The sequence below is a fragment of the Ruegeria profundi genome, from assembly GCF_049800715.1.
GTDB classification, from domain to species: Bacteria; Pseudomonadota; Alphaproteobacteria; order Rhodobacterales; family Rhodobacteraceae; genus Ruegeria; species Ruegeria profundi_A.
In genome coordinates this window covers 54753-73260 of record NZ_JBNAFO010000002.1, presented here as the reverse complement: position 1 = coordinate 73260, position 18508 = coordinate 54753, and the positions used below count along the sequence as shown (strand labels likewise).

General features: G+C 58.6%; 17 protein-coding genes. 6 read left to right on the top strand and 11 right to left on the bottom strand.

The features are described from left to right. Window positions 1-77 precede the first annotated feature (77 nt). The 3 genes from ACP15L_RS04230 to ACP15L_RS04220 are packed head-to-tail and all read left to right on the top strand — an operon-like array spanning window position 78 to window position 2812. A complete protein-coding gene (locus ACP15L_RS04230) occupies window positions 78-1589 on the top strand; it encodes a CHAD domain-containing protein (RefSeq protein WP_425083260.1) in 1512 nt (503 codons plus the stop codon). A gap of 3 nt (window positions 1590-1592) precedes the next feature. After that, complete coding sequence (locus ACP15L_RS04225) at window positions 1593-2348, top strand: ParA family protein (RefSeq protein WP_425083259.1); 756 nt, start codon at window positions 1593-1595, stop codon at window positions 2346-2348. Continuing rightward, a complete protein-coding gene (locus ACP15L_RS04220; RefSeq protein WP_425083258.1) occupies window positions 2345-2812 on the top strand; it encodes a CYTH domain-containing protein in 468 nt (155 codons plus the stop codon). The genes ACP15L_RS04225 and ACP15L_RS04220 overlap by 4 nt, the downstream gene beginning before the upstream one ends. Here the strand turns inward: ACP15L_RS04220 and ACP15L_RS04215 are convergent. The 9 genes from ACP15L_RS04215 to ACP15L_RS04175 all read right to left on the bottom strand — a co-directional run bounded on the left by ACP15L_RS04215 (window position 2809) and on the right by ACP15L_RS04175 (window position 14340). Continuing rightward, a complete protein-coding gene (locus ACP15L_RS04215) occupies window positions 2809-4173 on the bottom strand; it encodes an ATP-binding protein (RefSeq protein WP_425083257.1) in 1365 nt (454 codons plus the stop codon). The genes ACP15L_RS04220 and ACP15L_RS04215 overlap by 4 nt on opposite strands. Continuing rightward, a complete protein-coding gene (locus ACP15L_RS04210; protein WP_170376721.1) occupies window positions 4166-4846 on the bottom strand; it encodes a response regulator transcription factor in 681 nt (226 codons plus the stop codon). Before ACP15L_RS04210 ends, ACP15L_RS04215 begins: the two co-directional genes overlap by 8 nt. A 180-nt stretch (window positions 4847-5026) precedes the next feature. Then, window positions 5027-6463: a DegQ family serine endoprotease gene (locus tag ACP15L_RS04205; protein ID WP_425083256.1), complete on the bottom strand. Its 1437-nt coding sequence runs from the start codon at window positions 6461-6463 to the stop codon at window positions 5027-5029. Window positions 6464-7212: 749 nt separating this feature from the next. Continuing rightward, window positions 7213-7812, bottom strand: a complete 600-nt coding sequence (locus ACP15L_RS04200) for a nucleotidyltransferase family protein (protein WP_425083255.1) — start codon at window positions 7810-7812, stop codon at window positions 7213-7215. 31 nt (window positions 7813-7843) lie between these two features. Continuing rightward, window positions 7844-10261: a GcvT family protein gene (locus ACP15L_RS04195; protein ID WP_425083254.1), complete on the bottom strand. Its 2418-nt coding sequence runs from the start codon at window positions 10259-10261 to the stop codon at window positions 7844-7846. Between the two features lie 92 nt (window positions 10262-10353). Next, the gene (locus ACP15L_RS04190; protein WP_170376728.1) at window positions 10354-11661 is read right to left on the bottom strand and encodes an HlyC/CorC family transporter; all 1308 of its coding nucleotides are present in this window, start codon (window positions 11659-11661) and stop codon (window positions 10354-10356) included. Between the two features lie 63 nt (window positions 11662-11724). Further along, a complete protein-coding gene (locus ACP15L_RS04185; RefSeq protein WP_425083253.1) occupies window positions 11725-12678 on the bottom strand; it encodes a tyrosine recombinase in 954 nt (317 codons plus the stop codon). Next, complete coding sequence (locus ACP15L_RS04180; RefSeq protein WP_425083252.1) at window positions 12678-14201, bottom strand: hypothetical protein; 1524 nt, start codon at window positions 14199-14201, stop codon at window positions 12678-12680. The genes ACP15L_RS04185 and ACP15L_RS04180 overlap by 1 nt, the downstream gene beginning before the upstream one ends. Continuing rightward, window positions 14191-14340, bottom strand: coding sequence for a hypothetical protein (locus ACP15L_RS04175; protein WP_170376734.1), 150 nt, complete (start codon window positions 14338-14340; stop codon window positions 14191-14193). Before ACP15L_RS04175 ends, ACP15L_RS04180 begins: the two co-directional genes overlap by 11 nt. A gap of 79 nt (window positions 14341-14419) precedes the next feature. Between ACP15L_RS04175 and ACP15L_RS04170 the strand changes: the two genes are divergently transcribed. Together ACP15L_RS04170 and aroB are read left to right on the top strand one after the other, a co-directional pair. Next, window positions 14420-15007: a shikimate kinase gene (locus tag ACP15L_RS04170; protein ID WP_425083251.1), complete on the top strand. Its 588-nt coding sequence runs from the start codon at window positions 14420-14422 to the stop codon at window positions 15005-15007. After that, window positions 15008-16120 carry a 3-dehydroquinate synthase gene (gene aroB, locus ACP15L_RS04165; RefSeq protein ID WP_425083250.1) on the top strand — a complete coding sequence of 371 codons (1113 nt, stop codon included), beginning with the start codon at window positions 15008-15010 and terminating at the stop codon, window positions 16118-16120. Window positions 16121-16128: 8 nt separating this feature from the next. Here the strand turns inward: aroB and ACP15L_RS04160 are convergent, their stop codons facing one another. Continuing rightward, window positions 16129-17199 (bottom strand): site-2 protease family protein, encoded by a 1071-nt coding sequence (locus ACP15L_RS04160; protein ID WP_425083249.1) that lies wholly within the window; start codon window positions 17197-17199, stop codon window positions 16129-16131. Window positions 17200-17217: 18 nt separating this feature from the next. Next, the gene (gene ssb, locus ACP15L_RS04155) at window positions 17218-17718 is read right to left on the bottom strand and encodes a single-stranded DNA-binding protein (protein ID WP_425083248.1); all 501 of its coding nucleotides are present in this window, start codon (window positions 17716-17718) and stop codon (window positions 17218-17220) included. Between the two features lie 203 nt (window positions 17719-17921). On the opposite strand from ssb, the gene ACP15L_RS04150 reads away from it, so the two are divergent. Next, the gene (locus ACP15L_RS04150) at window positions 17922-18500 is read left to right on the top strand and encodes a lytic transglycosylase domain-containing protein (RefSeq protein WP_170660343.1); all 579 of its coding nucleotides are present in this window, start codon (window positions 17922-17924) and stop codon (window positions 18498-18500) included. Window positions 18501-18508: the final 8 nt, after the last annotated feature.

Below are 18508 nucleotides of genomic sequence, written 5' to 3'. Positions count from 1 at the left end.
GGTTGATCTTGTTCTTGATGCAGCGCGCAATTCACGGTCTCATGACGATATGTAGAAGGATCTGGCAGGGGGAAGACGTGTCGCAGGGAATAAACGGATTCTTCATCCTCCCCGGCGGGCTTGATCAGGCCGCGCTCGAGAGCGCTTTGCCCAGTCACACTGTCGATATCCAGATGGGCAGCGCCGCGCCTGTCCTTATGCTTGATTGCCACGATCAGTCGCTGCGCAGCTTGGGCCGGGTACTGTTCGAGAGCAGAGGGAGCTTGCGGCTTGTCTCCATGCAGGGGCAGGTCTCAGAGCAGCACGCCAACGGCAAGGGGCAATTCGTACAGAACCTGCCTGATGGTCCGGTGAAGGCGGCGCTGAGCGGCTTTCCAACGTTGCGTGCCCTTACGTCAATTGGCATCGGCGAGGTTGAGGAATGCACGCTCACGATTCTCGACGATCTGCAAAAGACGCAGGTTCGGGGGCATACCCTGTCGCTGCGCACGGATCGCGGGCAGGTGGCGTTTGTCTGGCTGCAAAAACTGCGCGGTTATGATCGCGCTTTTGCTGCGGCCTGTGACAGTCTTGAGAGGATGTCTTCGGGCGGTATTGACGACTTGTTCGACGCTTTGTTTCCAGACATGATGCGTTACCGTGCCAAGCCCGAGATTGCGCTTGGCACGCAAGAACCCTCTTTGGAGGTCGCGACCGACCTGATCCGGACCTATCTCAGCGTCGCGCGTCAGAATGAAGCTGGCATAGTGGCGGATATTGATACCGAATTTCTGCATGACTACCGAGTGTCTTTGCGGCGCATCCGGTCAGTTGTGAGCTTGTTCAAAGGGGTGTTTTCAGACCAGCAGACGGCAGAGTTGAAACGGGTCTTTTCGGACCTGATGGCCCCAACCGGTCGCCTACGAGATTTAGATGTCTATCTCTTAGAAAAAGATATGTATCTCAATCTTGTACCAGGAAATCTTCATGTTGGTGTTCAGGCCATGTTCGACCGGTTCGAACAAGAGCGTACCAAGGAACTTTCTCGTCTGACCCGCCATTTGCGCAGCGCGACCTACGAAACTGCGATGACCGATCTGGCGCAGAAATTCTCAAGTCCTGAAAACCTGATACCCGGGCCGAGCGCGGAACGAGGTGCCTATAGCTATGCCTGCGCGCTGATCTGGAAACGCTATCGCAAGACTTGCAAACTCGCCCGCAGCATCAGTGAAAATACGCCGGACCAAACCGTCCACGACCTGCGGATCGATTGCAAGAAACTGCGTTATCTGATGGAGTTCTTCGGGCCTCTTTTCAATGCGAAGGATTTCAAAACGATCCTCAAGCCTCTGAAAAAGCTGCAGGATAACCTGGGTCTGTTCAACGATTACTCGGTCCAGCAAGAGGCGCTTCTGGCGTTTGTTTCCGACCAAAGCACCGCCCAAGGCCGCGTGGATGCGCAGCTTGGTTTAGCCGCAGGAGGGCTGATCGCCGTGCTGGATCAGCGCCAGAAGGCCGAACGTGCGCGTGTGATCTCAAACTTTCAGCATTTCGACAGCCCGGAGATTCGGCATCTTTTCCGCAGCCTGTTTCACCACACAAAGGAGTGAGGAATGAAGATCATTGCCTGCTACAGTAACAAGGGCGGGGTCGGGAAGACCGCGACCTCGGTGAACCTTGCCTATGCCTACGCGCAGGCGGGTCAGCAGGTGCTTTTATGCGATCTTGATCCGCAGGGGGCCTCGGGGTTTTACTTCCGGGTCAAGCCGTCGAAAAAACTGACAGACGCGCGGTTTTTTGAGGATGTTGAACGGTTTACCAAGGCCATCCGGGCCAGTGACTTCGAAGGTTTGGATGTGTTGCCCGCCAACCTGACATTCCGTGACTTCGACGTGTTCCTGTCCCGGATGCGCAACAAACGCTCGCGTTTAAAGAAGGCTCTGGTCGCGGCAGGCAGCGACTATGACGTGATCATTCTGGATTGCCCGCCGAACTTCTCTACCCTGTCCGAGAACATCTTCCGCGCCGCTGATGAGATTGTCGTGCCGGTGATCCCGACGACGCTTTCGGAACGCACATTCGATCAGCTGGTTAGCTTTTTCGAAGAACACAAGCTGCGGAAAAAGAAGCTGAGGGCGTTTTTTTCGATGGTGCAGAAGCGCAAGATTTTGCATCAGGAGACGATGGAGAAGATGCGGGGGCTATACCGCAAAAGGTTTCTGCAGACCTCGATTCCCTTCACCGCGGATATCGAGAAAATGGGCCAGCACCGCGCTCCGGTCAGCACCTATGCTGCACGCAGTGCGGCCAGTGAAGCCTATCAGGCGCTCTATGATGAATTGGAAAACGGGGTGGTTGCATCGAAATGAGCATCGAAATCGAACGCAAATTTCTGGTCGCTGAACTGCCCGATATGAGTGGAACCAAAAAGGCCGTGGTGCGGCAGGGGTATCTTACGGCCACTGAGGACACAGTGGAGATGCGGTTGCGGCAAAAGAATGACAGTTATTTCCTAACCCTCAAGGGCGCGGGCGGACTGGTTCGGGTCGAACGGGAGGCTGAGATTTCAGCCGATCAGTTCGAAACCTTCTGGCCCGAGACCGAGGGGCGGCGGGTTGAGAAGGTGCGATATACAGGCACGCTGCCGGATGGGCATGTGTTTGAACTGGACGTGTTTGAAGGTGATCTGGCGCCGCTGTGTCTGGTTGAGGTCGAATTCACCTCAGAGCAAAATGCGAAAGACTACACGCCACCTGCGTGGTTCGGTGCTGATGTGACCGAGGATAAGCGCTATAAAAACAAGAGCATGGCGATCAACGGACGCCCGAGTTAGCGCGCCAGTTTCAGCGTAGTTTCGAGGCCGGGATCGCAGTTGCGCGCCTCAAACGAGCCGCCATGCATCCGTGAGATTGCGGCCACCAAGGCAAGGCCCAGCCCGGCATTGCGCTCAGTCCGCGCGGGGTCCAGCGTTACGAAAGGCTGTTGCAAGCGAGGAAGGTCCTGTTCCGGAACGCCGGGCCCTTCATCGCGCACGCTGACGCGGGTGCAGGTGATGTCCTCTGCAAGGGATACGGTGATGGTCGAATCCTTTGGCGCATAGCGCAAGGCGTTGTCCAGAAGGTTGGACAAAGCTTGAGACAGAAGGGGGCGGTGGCCCTGAATGGGCTTGGCTTGACCTGAAACTTCAAGCCGAACATTTTGATCCGCCGCAACAGGCTCATAGAGGTCCACGACATCCTCAACCAGTTGGTGCAGATCGACATCCTCAAACTGTTCGCGCCCCAGCCCGGCCTCGGCGCGTGAGATTTCGGTCAGTTGCCCTAGCACACGCAAGACATGATCGACCTCCGTGGTGGCCCGAGCGATGTCGATCTCGCGGTCTTGATCGCTCTTGTCCGGGTCAGACAGCGCCTCGACCCGTTGTTTCAACCGGGAAAGAGGGGATCGCAGATCATGCGCGATCGAGTTCGAGGTCGTGCGCAGGTTGCTGATCAGCTCTTCTATCCGGTCGAGCATGGTGTTCAAGGTCCCGGCGACCTGATCGAATTCATCACCGGTGCCGCGTATAGGCATCCGGCGGGACAGATCACCCGAGACGATATTCTCCGCTGTGCTGGCGATGTCGGACAGGCGCGAAAATACCAGCCGGGTGAACAGCCATCCGGTCAACAGGCTGAGGAGCAGGGCAATCCCGAGCGCCAGCGCAACCGAGCGCAGCAAGACGCGATCGAACTGCTGACGGGCAACAGCATCACGTCCGACAATAAGGCGCTCGCCGCCGGGCAGGCGGATCGAAGCGGCAGAAACCGGCACCAGCTCGTCATTGTCGGCGCGACGCACCTCAAGATCGACCCAGCCACTGCCCGCCGCGATGTCCTCGGGCCAATGCTTGAGATTGCCCGCCAGTTTGTTGCCGAACCGGTCGGTCAAAAGATAAAGCGCGTCGCGTTCCGAGGCACTGGGCAGGCGGCGTTCGATGGCGGTGATAAGGCCAATGAGACCGCGCCGCTCATATTCATCGGCAAGCCCGGTCAGCTCTGCCGAGACGACCGAACGTGTTTCGGATTCGATGCTGCGATTGGCCGTCACATAGACCAAAGCCAGCACCGTCGCCGTCAGAATGGTGCTGAGAACCATGCTGGCGACGACAAGTCTTGTTCTGGAATTATTTACCGAAAGTCGAAGGTTATCCATCAGACATCATGTAACCCGCGCCCCGGACGGTTTCAATCAGCGGTACATCTCCGCCTTCGTCCAGTTGACGCCGCAGTTTCGAGATGTGGACGTCCACGACATTGGTGTTTGGGTCGAAGTGATAGTCCCAAACGCCCTCGAGCAGCATGGTCCGTGACACCACGCGGTTCTTGCGACGCAGGAAGAATTCTAGGATCTGGAACTCGCGCGGGGTCAATGAGATCTCGTGCCCGTCACGCGTGACCTTGCGGGTCAGCAAGTCCATCTCAAGGTCCTTGCAAGTCAGGGTCGGTGTTTCTTCGGCGTCCTGCGGGCGGCGCAGCAGGGCCTCGATCCGTGCATGAAGTTCCTGGAATGAGAAGGGCTTGACCAGATAATCATCCGCGCCCGAGCGTAGACCTTTTACGCGCTCATCAACGGCGCTCATGGCGGTCAGCATCAGCACAGGCGTTTTCAGACCGGCCGCGCGCATGGATTTGATCAGGGACAGGCCGTCCAATCCGGGCAGCATCCGATCCAGAACAATGGCATCAAAACCTCCGTCAGTGGCGTGATACAGACCTTCGCGGCCATCTGCGGCAACCTCGACCACATAGCCTTCTTCGCTGAATCCTTTCGCGATGAAGTCCCGTGTATCTGCGTCATCTTCGACGATCAGCAGGCGTCTGCTCATGATGGAGGCTCCTTTTTATTCGAATTTAAACACAATTTATGGCCAAAGCACATGGCCTGAGGAAAACACGAGCCGGGTGCGTCCTTGCGCACCCGGCACGCCCGGCGAATTGCGGACAAACCAATCCGCCAGGAGGCGCGCACCAGATCTCCCCATCATGTGGCGCGCGCGGGCCTGAGGTCAGACGATTTCAACCGCCACGAAGATCTGGTTGCCACCGCGGTTGATCAGCACGAGGGCAGGGTCGGTCTTCTCGCTGTCCAAAGCCGCCTTGAGGGCATCCGGCGAAGCGGTCTCCTGGCTGCCCAGCTTGACGATCACATCGCCCCGCTGCAGACCGGCCTTGGCCGCAGGGCTGTCGGGCTTCAGATCAGTTACGACGACCCCGTCGATCCCTTCGCCAACACCCATTTCGGCACGTGCGGCCTCGGTCAGAGGGGCAACGGTGACACCGAGCGATGTACCCGAGACCTCGGCCTCGACGGGCGCGTCGTTCTGCGCGGATGCAGTCTGGTGTTGGCCGATGGTCAGCTCCATCTGCTGCTCGGTGCCATCCCGAAGGACGGTCAGAACGCTGTCAGTGCCCACTTTGGTGGTGCCCACAAGGATCGGCAGGTCGCTGCTGTTGTCCACGGGCTCATTGTTGAAGCTCAGGATCACATCGCCTTGCTGCAACACACCATCCGCCGGGCTGTCGGTCACGACATCGGACACCAGCGCGCCGGCTGAAGCGTCGATGCCCAGTGCGGCCGCTAACTCGGGGCTGACATTCTGGATCGAAACACCCAGCCAACCGCGGCTGATCTCTCCATCATCGCGCAGATCGGCCGTGATGTGATCCACGATGTTAGAGGTGACGGCGAAACCCAACCCGACCGAACCGCCGCTTGGCGAGTAAATGGCTGAATTCACGCCGATAACCTCGCCCTCCATGTTGAACAGTGGGCCACCCGAATTGCCTTTGTTGATGGCGGCATCGGTTTGGATGAATTCGGCGTATGGTCCTTGCGAAATATTGCGCCCTTTGGCGGACACGATGCCGGTGGTGACGGTGGAACTCAGACCGAAGGGGTTGCCGATGGCCACGACGTCTTCACCAACGCGGATCACGTCGCTGTCACCCAGAGTCACCGCTTGCAGCTCAGCCTCAGGCTCGATCTTCAGGACGGCGATATCGGTCAACGGGTCGGTGCCGACGACCTCAGCGTCATACGTGCGATCGTCGCTCAGACGGACGGTGATGGTTGATGCATTGTCGACCACGTGATGGTTGGTGACGATGTAACCCTCGGCATCCAGTACAAAACCGGAGCCCAGACCCTGGGACGGACCGCGCTGTGGCATGTCGAAGCCTTCGGGCGCTCCGAACCTTTTGAAGAACTCACCAAAGGGGTGGTTTTCCAGATCAAAGTCCTGACCCCGAGCAGGCGTCGCGACCGCGTCCTGTTCGGCAATAATGGTCACAACCGAAGGCGAGACCGTCTCGACCAGATCGGCCAGCGCTTCATCAGCCATCGAGGGCAGGGCCGTTGTGGCCAGAAGGGCTGCGCCCAAGGCACTGGCGCCAACCCAGCTGGATTTGCTCGGAAAGAGTAGTGAGGATTTACGGATGCTCATTTTTTGTCTCCTGTTCACGTCGCGCGAATTGAAGCGCGCGTTGAAACAGCAAATGAACCTTCAATCTGTGTCTTTCCTGACTGATGAATTAAGAAAACTTAATTTTGCCACAAAGCAATTGTTCCGTGTCGGCGGAGCGCTGTTGGGATTCGCGGATTCAGGCCTGCTGACGCACTGCGAATCGGAGGATTGTTGCTGAATTGGCTGTCAAACTTTGAATTTGGTTGAATTGAATATTAAGCATGAACAAACGGCGGGTCGTTTGGCGGTGTTTTTAGTCACTCTACCTAAAGTAGAAGGTAGCAGAAAATTATTCTGGCGATGTAAACTATATTCTTGCAATTACGTGGTTATTATTGAATAAGACCACGTTTAATTGGACTGTTTTCAATGCTTCTGCCAACGGAAATCCCCTTAAGGTTGATCTTGACGCGATGGGATGTTGCCTAAAAACCAAACTGAGACGTCCCTAGTTAACCGTTTCTTCTAATTTTACGTTGTTTCGAAGGATCGGATCAGCAAATATAAACATGCCCAAGTGAGGGGGAGCCAAAGGCACTAGGGGGTGCCCGTGGCTTGCTCAGTCTTAAAGCGCTGGTGGCATGTTAACGAGGGGGTCTTGTTTAGGTTTTAGCTGCTGTACGCCTGACCACCTGTATAGGTGATTTGGTTTAGCTTTATTGATTGCTGAAAGTGGTAGTCCTGTTTTGGGCACACGACCCGGTCTTTAACGACCGGGTCGTGTTCATTTACGACCCTCGTTTTCTGAGCCAGTCCACCCATGCCTCGGGTGTGTCGAGGTCAAGCAGGGCATTTTCACCGGGAAGACGTGTCAGGTGTGCCTTGTCCTTGTGCGCGCGAATGACGGATTGGGCGCCTTGATCTCCGGTCAGTTTCCGAAGTTCTGGAAAAAGCAGGTGATCAAAAATCACTGGATGACCGGGTTTGCCAGCCGACGTGGCCCCGCGCCAGATAAGATTATCGGGATTGGCGCGTCTGGCGGTCTTCACAGCTCTTAGGTCGTTCGAGGTTAGCTGAGGGAGATCTGCCAGCAGAACCATGACAGCCGGCGCGGCGCCATCCACTTTGGCCAGCGCGCCGCGCAGGCTGGCGTTCATGCCTTCTGCCGCATCCGCAATTGGGACTTTCTGCACATCCAAACCGCCCAACGCGTCGTAACGCGCATGCGGGCGTGGAGGAAGCGCAACGATCACCGGTCCGACCTCCAAGGCCGTCATGGCAGATCGCCGCAAAAGGGGTATGCTGTCGACCACCTGAAGCAGCTTATCTGCACCGCGCATGCGTCGCGATTGTCCTGCCGCAAGTAATATGATCGGTATGTCTGTCATAGGGGCAACATGCCGTCCGGTTGCTGCGTTGTCAGCCCCTCATTCGGTCGCCCTCAGGATCAAACAGCGGGGTCGAGATCACCCGCGCGGTCCGCATCTGGCCAAGGATTTCGATCTGAACCTCCAGCCCGTCCTTTATACGGTCCGTCGGAAGAAATCCCATCGCGACGGAGGTTTGGGCATAGTGGGAATAGCCGCCCGAGGTGCAAAAACCGACGACCTCTCCGTCTAGCCAGATCGGCTCGTAAGCGTTCACATCCGCATCTTCAGCCTCAACCTCGAAGGCGACTAGTTTGCGAGCCGTACCACTATGCCGCTCTGCCTCGGCCGTTGCTCGACCAATGAAGTCGGTGTTTTTGGAGAATGAAATGAAACGGTCAAGCCCTGTTTCTGCGGCTGTGTAGTCTGGTGAGAACTCCCGCATCCATGAGCCAAAGAACTTGTCCAGACGCAAGGACATCATGGCGCGCATTCCGAAAGGCACTATCCCGTGGGGCTGTCCGGCCTCCCACAAGGTCCACCAGAGCTGTCGTTGCGCCATCGGATCGCAATAGATCTCATAGCCCAGATCGCCGGTGTAACTGACCCGCTGCACGAGGCAATCCGTCATACCGATCGTCATCGGGCGCACGTCGAGGAACCGGAGGGTCGAGACATCTTCGCGCGTGCAAGCGGCCAGAACCTCAGTTGCTTTAGGGCCAGCGATTTGGAAGCCATTCAGCTGGTCGCTGATATTGCTGACTGAGACGCCCTCGGCTGCGTTCTGCTGGAACCAACGCATGTGGTAGGCTTGGCTGCCGTATGAGGCGGTCAGGCGGAAGTCAGTCTCACTCAGGCATGACACGGTAAAATCACCGATCAGCTTGCCTTTGGGCGACAGCATCGGGGTCAAGGAGACTCGGCCCGGTTGAGGGATGCGTCCCGCCATGATCCGATCAAGCCACGCGCGGGCATTCGGGCCCGATATGCGATACTTGCCGAAATTGTGGACCTCGTTGATCCCTACACCTTCGCGAACAGCGCGAACTTCGCGCCCCGTGGCGTCGAACGCGTCCGAGCGTCGAAATGAGGGGGTTTCATAACCCGGCTCGTCGTCTTGCGCGAAATAGTTGGCAACCTCCAGCCCGTATTGCTGGCCCCAAACCGCGCCCAGATCGCTGAAGATGTCATACATCGGCGTGGTGCGATTGGGGCGCGCGGCGGGCAGTTCCTCGTTCGGGTAGGCGACGCTGAATCGTTTCTGATAGTTCTCGATGACCTTCGGGCGCGTGTAGCCCGGGCTGATCCAGTCGCCGAACCGCGCCACATCCATGGCGAACACATCGCGTTCCGGCTCGCCTTCGATCATCCACTGCGCCAGTGTCAGGCCAACGCCGCCACCCTGGCTGAACCCGGCCATGACACCGCAAGCAGACCAATAGTTGCGCACCCCGGGCACCGGCCCGACCAGAGGGTTCCCGTCCGGCGCAAATGTGAACGGGCCATGGATCACCGATTTCACCCCGGCCTCGGCCAGAACCGGGAAGCGACGATAGGCAAACTCAATACTGTCGGTGATCTTGTCGTAGTCGTCGGGCAGCAGTTCATGCCCGAACTCCCACGGCGTTCCGTCCACGGCCCAAGGCTTGCAGGGTTGTTCGTAGAACCCGATGCACAACCCGCGTCCTTCCTGCCGCAGATAGCTCTCTCCAGCAGGGTCCATCACATGCGGATGCTCTCCGCCCGCGTCAATGATGGCCTCGATCTGAGGGATCGAGTCGGTGACCAGATATTGATGCTCCATCGGGTGCAGAGGGAAATAGATGCCCGCCATTGCACCGACCTCACGCGCCCAGAGGCCGCCTGCATTGACGATATGTTCGGCGTGGATCGTGCCCTTGTCGGTTACCACATCCCAGGTGCCATCCGCCCGCTGGTTGGTTTCGCGCACCATGCAATGGGTCTCGATCGTGGCTCCACCCATTCGTGCCGCCTTGGCATAGGCATGGGTGGTGCCCGATGGGTCCAAGTGCCCATCCAGCGGATCATAGAGTGCACCGATGATGCCGTCGGTGTTGGTGATGGGCGCAATCTTCTTGATCTCATCCGGGCCGACGATTTCGGTTTCCAGCCCCATGAAGCGATGCTTGGCGCGTTCGGCCAGCAGCATGTCGAACCGATCCTGATTGTCGGCCAGCGTCACCCCGCCCACATGGTGCAAGCCGCAGGACATGCCGGTGATCTCTTCCAGCTCTTTGTACAGACGGATCGTATAGCCCTGCAGCGCCGCCATGTTGGTGTCGCCGTTCAGAGTGTGAAACCCGCCCGCCGCGTGCCAGGTCGAGCCCGAAGTCAACTCGGACCGTTCCAGAAGCATGACGTCGGACCACCCCAGTTTGGTCAGGTGATACAGAACCGAGCAGCCAACAACGCCGCCCCCAATGACCGCCACGCGGGTTTGCAGTTTCATGAAAGACTCCCAGATTTTCTGGAAGTCTGACCGGAGACTCCGGGGGCGCAAGTATAAAAACGACAAAAAATGTCGTGCACGTCGCCCCGCGCTTAGAGCGGTCTGATCTTCAGCTCTGTCACCCGGTTGCCCTCGCGCGCGGTGACCTCGAACCGGAACCCATGGAAGGAAAATACCTGACCGACCACGGGGATCATCTGCGCCTCATGTATCACAAGGCCAGCGACGGTGTTCGCCTCTTCATCTGGCAGGGACCAGTCGAGGGCGCGGTTGACGTCGCGGATGGTCATGGCGCCTTCGACCAGAAACTGGCCATCCTCGGTGCGGGTCACGGGAACCTCTTCTTCGATATCGAACTCGTCGGCGATTTCACCAACGATTTCTTCGAGAATATCCTCAAGCGTGATCAGGCCGCGCAGCGATCCGTATTCGTCGACGACTAGGGCAAAGTGGCTGCGAATGCGCAGGAACTCTCGCATCTGGTCGTCCAGAGTGGTGGTTTCCGGTACGAAATAGGGATCGTTTGCCACTTTGGTGATGTCGAAGCCGGCCAAACGGTCCGAATTGCTCTCGGATCCGCCGACCTGAGCATACATCGCACGAAACAGGTCTTTGGCATGGACCACACCGATGATGTTCTCGGGCTCGTCACGGAAGACCGGCAGGCGGGTGTGGCGGCTTTGCAGGCATTGCTCCAGAATGGCATCCGGCTCTGCATCGGCGTCGATCATCTCGATGTTCGAGCGGTGGAGCATGATCTCCTCAACCGCCCGGTCGCCCAGATCCAGCGCGCCCAGAATGCGATCGCGGTCTTCTTTTTCGACCACACCTTCGGAATGGCCCAGCTGCAACGCGCCTGCGATTTCCTCGCGCACGGCGAGAATGTTGCTATCGGGGTCGATCTGGACACCGAAAATGCGCAAGACGCCGCGCACCAACAGGCGCACCGCGGCCACGATGGGCGAGAACACCGTGACGACAACGCTGATGATCGGGGCCACGGCAGAGGCGGCTTTTTCCGAATTGGTGATGGCATAGGTCTTGGGAAGAACCTCGGCAAAGATCAGAACCAAAAGGGTCATGACCAGCGTCGCAAGTGCCACGCCGCTTTCACCGAACAGTCGGGTGAACAAGGCCGTCGCCAACGAGGCCGCAAGGATATTGACAAGGTTGTTGCCCAGCAGGACCGAGCCGATCAGCCTCTCATTGTCATCGGTTATATCGAGCGCCTTTTGCGCCCCGCGAGAGCCTTTGTCGGCCTGTGCCCTCAGCTTTCCTCGGGACGATGCGGTCAGCGCTGTTTCTGAGCCTGAGAAAAAGCCCGAAAGGACAAGCAAAAGCAGGATAGCGCCAGTGGTAAACCAGAATGCGCCGTCGATCAGAGAGGATGTGGGTTCCATCGGTCCTTGGTTGTTCGTGTTTCTGCACCCGTTATGGGGATGCGCACCCTTGCAATCAAGGGGTTAGCCCTTGCTACCCTTGTCTTTCGCCAGCGGGTGATGTTCCAGCACCAGTTCTGACAGCCGTTCATCCAGCACGTGGGTGTAGATCTCGGTCGTCGCGATGTCTGCGTGACCCAGTAGGGTCTGGATTGAGCGCAGGTCGGCCCCGTTTGCCAACAGATGGGTGGCGAAGGCATGGCGCAACGTATGCGGTGTGACCTTTTCGGGCGAGACACCGCCCTGAACCGCCAATTCTTTGACCAGCAAAAAGAACCTGTGCCGGGTCAGGTGCCCGGATTTGCCCCGCGACGGGAAAAGGAACTTTGAACGGGTACCGCCTTTTTCAACACTTGCATCCTCGGCCTTGTCCCGTTCTTCAAGCCAAACGGCCAGTGCATCGCGGGCCGGAGGAGACAAGGGAACCATCCTCTCTTTGCCGCCCTTGCCCAGCACCAGCAACATGCGGGGATCGCCGCGCGCCGACGAGACGGGCAGGGAGACCAGCTCCGTCACCCGCATACCGGTCGCGTACAGAAGCTCCATCAGGCAGGTGTTGCGGATACGGTCGGCCGGGCTGCGCCCGGTCTGGCGGGCGGCCTCGAGCAGACGGTCGACCTCGGGGACGTCCAGCGTTTTGGGCAGCTGCTTCTTGCGGCCCGGGCCTTTGATCTGAATGGCCGGGTTGGCCTGGCGCCAGCCTTCTTCGAACGCGAACCGGTAGAGTTGTTTGATCGCCGACAACCGCCGGGCGCGGGTCGCGCGGGACAGGCCCTGCGCATCGCAATCGATCAGATAGGCTTCGATCCTATCACGATCCGCTTGCTCGAAACTTGTTTTTCGATGCTCTAGCCACGTGGCGAAATCCTTCAGGTCGCGACCATAGGCCAGGAGAGTGTTAGTGGCCGCGCCCAATTCGGCGGCCTGCGCCTGCAGAAAGGTCGAAATCCACAGCTCATCTGATGCCGGGCCGCTCATCATCCGCGCTCGTTCAGGATCAGTAGGTTCAATGCAGCGCGGCGGGCGGTTTCCTCCAGCCCGACACGGCGGAAGGCGGCGATAGCGGCGGTCATGTCTACCAGATTGCCGCGGGCGCCGTGGGCAAACAGCTGCATAGCGTCCAAAATCGCCTCACCGAGTTGACCGTTGTCCAGCAGGGCCTCGATATCGGATGGCACCGGCGCGGCCCAGGCGAACCCTTGCGCGACCGCATCTGCCAAAGGCGATGGCGAAACAGCGCGACCAGGATCACCCTGCGCCAAAGCTGCCAGGAACTGCGTCTCAACCGCTGTGTTCGGCGCTTGCATCGCGGCGCGTTCATAGAAATCCGAGAGCATCAGGATACGCCAGCGTAGGGCTTCCACATCGGCCCCCTGCAATTCGACCCTATAGAGGCGTTCGGAAAAGAGATCGGCAAAGGGCACTTCAAGCCCGACGCTGCGCATCTGTTTCCAGACGAGGGGGAGGGTCTTGCTAATCGCCTCGATATTGCCGGTTTCAAGGGCGGTTTCGAACTGCTGCACTGCGGCCACCCGATCCCAAACGGCACCCGAAGCTGCCGGAGAACGCTCGGTGTAAAGACCAAGCAACTGGTTCGGGGTCAGTGCGCCAATGCGGGTCAGACGCTCAGCGGCTTCGATCTGCGCCTTCCATCCGGCCACATCGCGCAGGTCTGCATTGGCAAAGGCCCGCGGCAGAGGGGCTGAGGGCAAACGCTCCCCAATGGCCTCAAACAACCTGAAGCTCAGCGGATCCGGGTCCTCGGGCTGGGGCAGGTAAGGCGCGTCCTCAAAAATGTCGGGGTTGAGGAAACGGTCGAGCAGGTCCAGTTCCTCAGGCGGCAAAAGCTCTAGCGCGTGGGCGGCCTCAAGCGTCAAAGCGGCAGAGGGCCAATCCCCCCGGCGAGCCTTGCAGAAGATCTGCGCCGCATAGTCTTTGGACAGGTTTGGCTGGGCGATCAGGGCGGTGCAGCTGCGATCCTCGTCTCCGGTCAGAAGTGTCGCGTCAAACCATCGCTCGAACCGGGCCTGTGTGTCCGTTGGACCGGCGAGTTGTACCAGTGACTGCGCCGGGTCCGCCGCGCCGAGCTGCATCAGCCGATCCAGGCGCGCCAGTAACAGTGATTCTTCTCCAGACGCACCGCCGGGCGCGCGGGCCTCGGACAGCAGAAGGGTGAACAGCAGCCGCTGCATAGCGGGGTTGTGCTTGACCGGGATGCGGGCGATCAGGTCAGAAATCCGCTCGGGGTCGCTGCCGTGCCAAAGATCGACCGGTAGCCCGGTTACACTCGATGACACCAAACCAATCGGCTGAGACAGCGCGTCCAGAGGCGTGACCTCAACCACGGGTTGGCCTCCGTTCTTTGCGACCGGAGGTTCCAGCAGCACAGTTCCCGGCAGGTTCTCGGGCGGGTCGTTCAGCCAATCAATCGCAGTCAGCGGCTGCTGCGCCTGCGCTGCTCCGGCCAGAGACAGCGCAACCAACACGTGCTTAATCGACATCCAACGTGACCGGTTCACGGATTTCGCTTTGCGGGGCCGAGAAATCGGCACCGAAATAAGGACCCACATAGGCGTAGGCCACCAGCCCGATGAAGGCCAGGCAAACAATATATATCAGGAACTTGATCAGACGGCCCATTGCGCCACGCTGCCTCAATTTTTGGTTTTGACCAAGTTATAACTGGCATTTTTCTTAAGATCACGTCATTCACGGTTAAATGAGCGAAATTAAGCATAACAAACACTCGGCAGGCACACAGGGCGGGTTTGATCTGCACAAAACCGTTGTTCTTGTGGGCATGATGGGGGCCGGAAAGACCGCTGTGGGCCGCGCACTAGCGGCGCGGCTGGGTGTTCCTTTCCTCGATAGCGACGCCGAGATCGAATCAGCCGCCAATATGACCATCCCCGAGATTTTCCAGCGCGACGGAGAGCCGTTTTTCCGCGCCAAGGAAACCCAGGTTATCGGTCGCTTGCTGGATGAGCAGAAAGGTATTCTTTCGACGGGTGGCGGCGCGTTTCTGTCCGAGGGCAACCGCGACATGATCACCGAACGGGGTGCCTCGGTCTGGTTGCGGGCGGATCTTGACGTGTTGTGGAACCGGGTGCGTCACAAGGATACCCGACCGTTGCTGAGGACGGACGATCCCTATGCGACGTTGAAGGCGCTGTACGAGGCGCGTGTCCCGGTCTATGCCGAGGCCGATCTGACGGTGGCCTCGGATGGGGAGACCGCGATCGACAATATGGTGGACCGCGTGGTCGACGCCCTGTTGGCGCGACCTGATGTTTTGGAACGAAATTAGATGCATCAAACCGTACATGTGGAATTGGGCGAACGCTCGTATGATGTCGAGATTGGCCCGGACCTGCTGGCGCAATCCGGCGCGTGGATCGCGCCTTTACTGCACCGTCCGAAAGTTGCCGTTCTGACCGATGGAAACGTCGCCGCCCTTCATCTGGAGGCCCTGCGCGACGGTTTGGCGGCTTCGGGGATTGAGATGTCCTCACTGGCTTTGCCCGCAGGTGAGGCGACCAAAAGCTGGCCGCATTTTGAACGCGCGGTTGAATGGCTTCTGGCCGAAAAGGTCGAACGGCGGGACATCGTCATCGCCCTTGGTGGAGGAGTGATCGGGGACCTCGCAGGTTTCGCTGCCGCTGTGCTGCGCCGTGGCGTGCGTTTCGTTCAAATCCCGACCTCGTTGCTGGCGCAAGTCGACAGTTCGGTCGGAGGTAAAACCGGGATCAACGCGCCGCAGGGCAAGAACCTGATCGGAGCGTTTCATCAACCCTCCTTGGTGCTGGCTGACACCTCGGTTCTGGGCACGATGACCCAGCGTGATTTCCTGTCTGGCTATGGAGAGGTGGTCAAATATGGGCTGCTGGGCGACGCCGAATTCTTCGAATGGCTTGAAGGGAACGGAACCGATGTCTCCTCAGGCGATATGGCTGCGCGGGTGCGTGCTGTCACGCGATCGGTCCAGATGAAGGCAGATATCGTCGCGCGTGACGAGACCGAGCAAGGGGATCGCGCGCTTTTGAACCTCGGGCACACGTTCTGTCACGCGTTGGAGGCCGCGACAGGGTATTCCGACCGGCTGTTGCATGGCGAAGGCGTTGCCATCGGCTGTGCGCTGGCCTTTGAATTGTCGGCACGACTGGGCCTGTGTTCGCAGGAAGACCCAAGCCGAGTGCGGGCGCATTTGAAGGCTATGGGGATGAAAACCGATCTGGCCGATATTCCCGGTGATCTTCCCGGAGCCGAGGCCCTGGTGGACCTGATGGCGCAGGACAAGAAGGTGATCGACGGTCAGTTGCGTTTCATTTTGGCGCGAGGGATTGGTCAGGCCTTTGTCACCTCGGATGTCCCGCGTGAGGCAGTCCTCTCGGTACTAGAGGATGCGTTGGCGTCCGTCTGACGAGACGGTCAGCGCCCTCGGATAACCATCAACTCACCGATGTTTTCACGGGTGATATAGCCGATCATAAGCCCGGTGCGATTGATCACGGCGACCGCCGGCGCGCCTTTGTGCAACCCGTCCAGGACCTTTGCCAATCCAGCGGTCAAGCCGACCTGCGGGATGTTACGCTCCATGATCGAAACGGCGGGTTCAGAGCGTGGTTGATCGCCCGCCAGCGCCTTGAACAAGTGATCTCGGGTTACGAAGCCCTGCAGGTGGCCTTTGTCGTCCAGAACCGGAAACTCATGTTGCGTTGTATGGATCACGGCCTGTGCGGCTGTATTCAATGTGTCCTGAGGCGACAGCGCGTGGAATTCTGTAATCATCGCATCACGCGCCAAAACATGCCGCGTGGCCGAGCGCAGCGCCACATCCTGACTTTCCGCATTGGCCGCGAAGAACACAAAAACCGCAATCACGACGAGGATCGGATTGCCCGAACTGAGTCCGTAAAACCCGAGCCCAACGGCAAGCATCTGACCGCTCAGCGCCGCGATGCGCGTGGCTGTGACGCGGTCCAGACGAAGGCAGAGGAGGGCTCGGAAAACGCGACCTCCATCCATCGGGAAGGCGGGGATCATGTTGAACGCGGCCAGCAGAAGATTGATGTAGGCGAGACGGTCCAGCATCCCGATGTTTGCGGATTCTATCTGGCTAATCGTCTCAAAGGGCATCCCGGCACCAAACGCCACCAGAACCAACCAGATCGCGACATTGACGGCCGGACCGGCGAGGGCCACCCAGACCTCTTGCATCGGTTTTTCCGGCATACGCTCTAACCGGGCCAGACCGCCGATGGGCAACAGCGTGATGTCAGGAGTTTTGATGCCAAAGCGGCGCGCCATCAGGGCGTGGCCGAACTCATGTGCCACTACGCAGGCAAACAGGGCCAACACGAAGATCAGGTTTTCGATCGCGGCCGGCCAACCTCCGCTGGAATAGGCCGCGAATCCGACCCAGGCCAACAACAGGAAAAAGGTGACATGGACCCTCAGTTCGGACCCGAGAAGACGGCCGAGAGCGAAGGACCATGCCATGTTGTGTCTCCGTTTCGTTTAGAACGGAATCTCGTCGTCGTCGATTCCGCCGGATGCGGGGGCAGGTGAGCCGGACGGTGCGCCATAAGGATCGCCGTAGCCGCCGCCAGCCTGTCCGCCGCCGTAGCCGCCCGATTGGCGACCACCGTAGTTGCTTCCGCCTTCTCCACGGGGATCAAGCATTACCATGGTCGATCCGAAGCCCTGTAAGACAATTTCCGTCGTGTAGCGTTCTTGTCCAGATTGGTCCTGCCATTTTCTGGTTTGCAGTTGACCTTCAAGATAAACCTTGGAGCCTTTTTTCAGATATTGCTCGGCAACCCGAACCAAACCTTCATTGAAGATTGCGACCCTGTGCCATTCCGTCCGTTCGCGACGTTCCCCTGTATTGCGGTCTTTCCAGTTTTCCGAAGTCGCAACGCTGAGATTGCAAACTTTTCCGCCGTTCTGAAAAGTTCTCACATCCGGATCAGCGCCGAGATTTCCGACCAGAATGACCTTGTTAACTGAACCCGCCATGTAGTTCCCCGCTTTGCTCTCACTTGAATGCGCCGAATCTGGCGCTGAATATGCCAGAGACCCTATACGGCCTGCATCAGGGTGAAAACACGTTGATGACACAGTGTCGAACAAGAATCTGTTTGCCCCGTTCTGCACGCTTTTAATTCAGGCGGAGGGACCATATACTCCGCTTGTTTTCGGATCGGGCAGGATAGGCATTTATGCGGTCTTTGGTTTTAGGTTTTGTCGGTGTGTGTCTGCTGCTGACTACGGCCCCGGTGCAGGCCCAGACACTGTCTACTAAGAATAGAAAAGACATATTTCTCAAGCAATCCAAAGTGTTGGACTCGCGCGCGGCGACGCAGTATCGCGGATCTGAGCGGCTTAAACCGAAAGTGGCGCAGGGGCGTTTCGACAAGCGCTATACTGGGAAGTATCGAGGAGAATACCTGAAGCTTGCCCGCCAAGCAGCCCGCCAACACAACATCCCGGAAGAGCTGTTTTTGCGTCTGGTGCAACAGGAAAGCGGCTGGAACCCTGCAGCGAAATCTCACAAAGGGGCCCTTGGTCTGGCGCAGCTGATGCCGCAGACGGCCCAGCTTTTGGGCGTCAACCCGCATGACCCCAAGCAGAATCTCGAAGGGGGCGCGCGGTATCTGTCGTGGCAATACCGAAAGTTTAAGTCGTGGCCCTTGGCGCTTGCGGCTTACAATGCTGGTCCAAAGGCCGTTGAGAAACACGGCGGCATTCCGCCCTACGCGGAAACCCAGAATTACGTGAAGGTGATCTGGGGCGGTTAAGGCGCAGA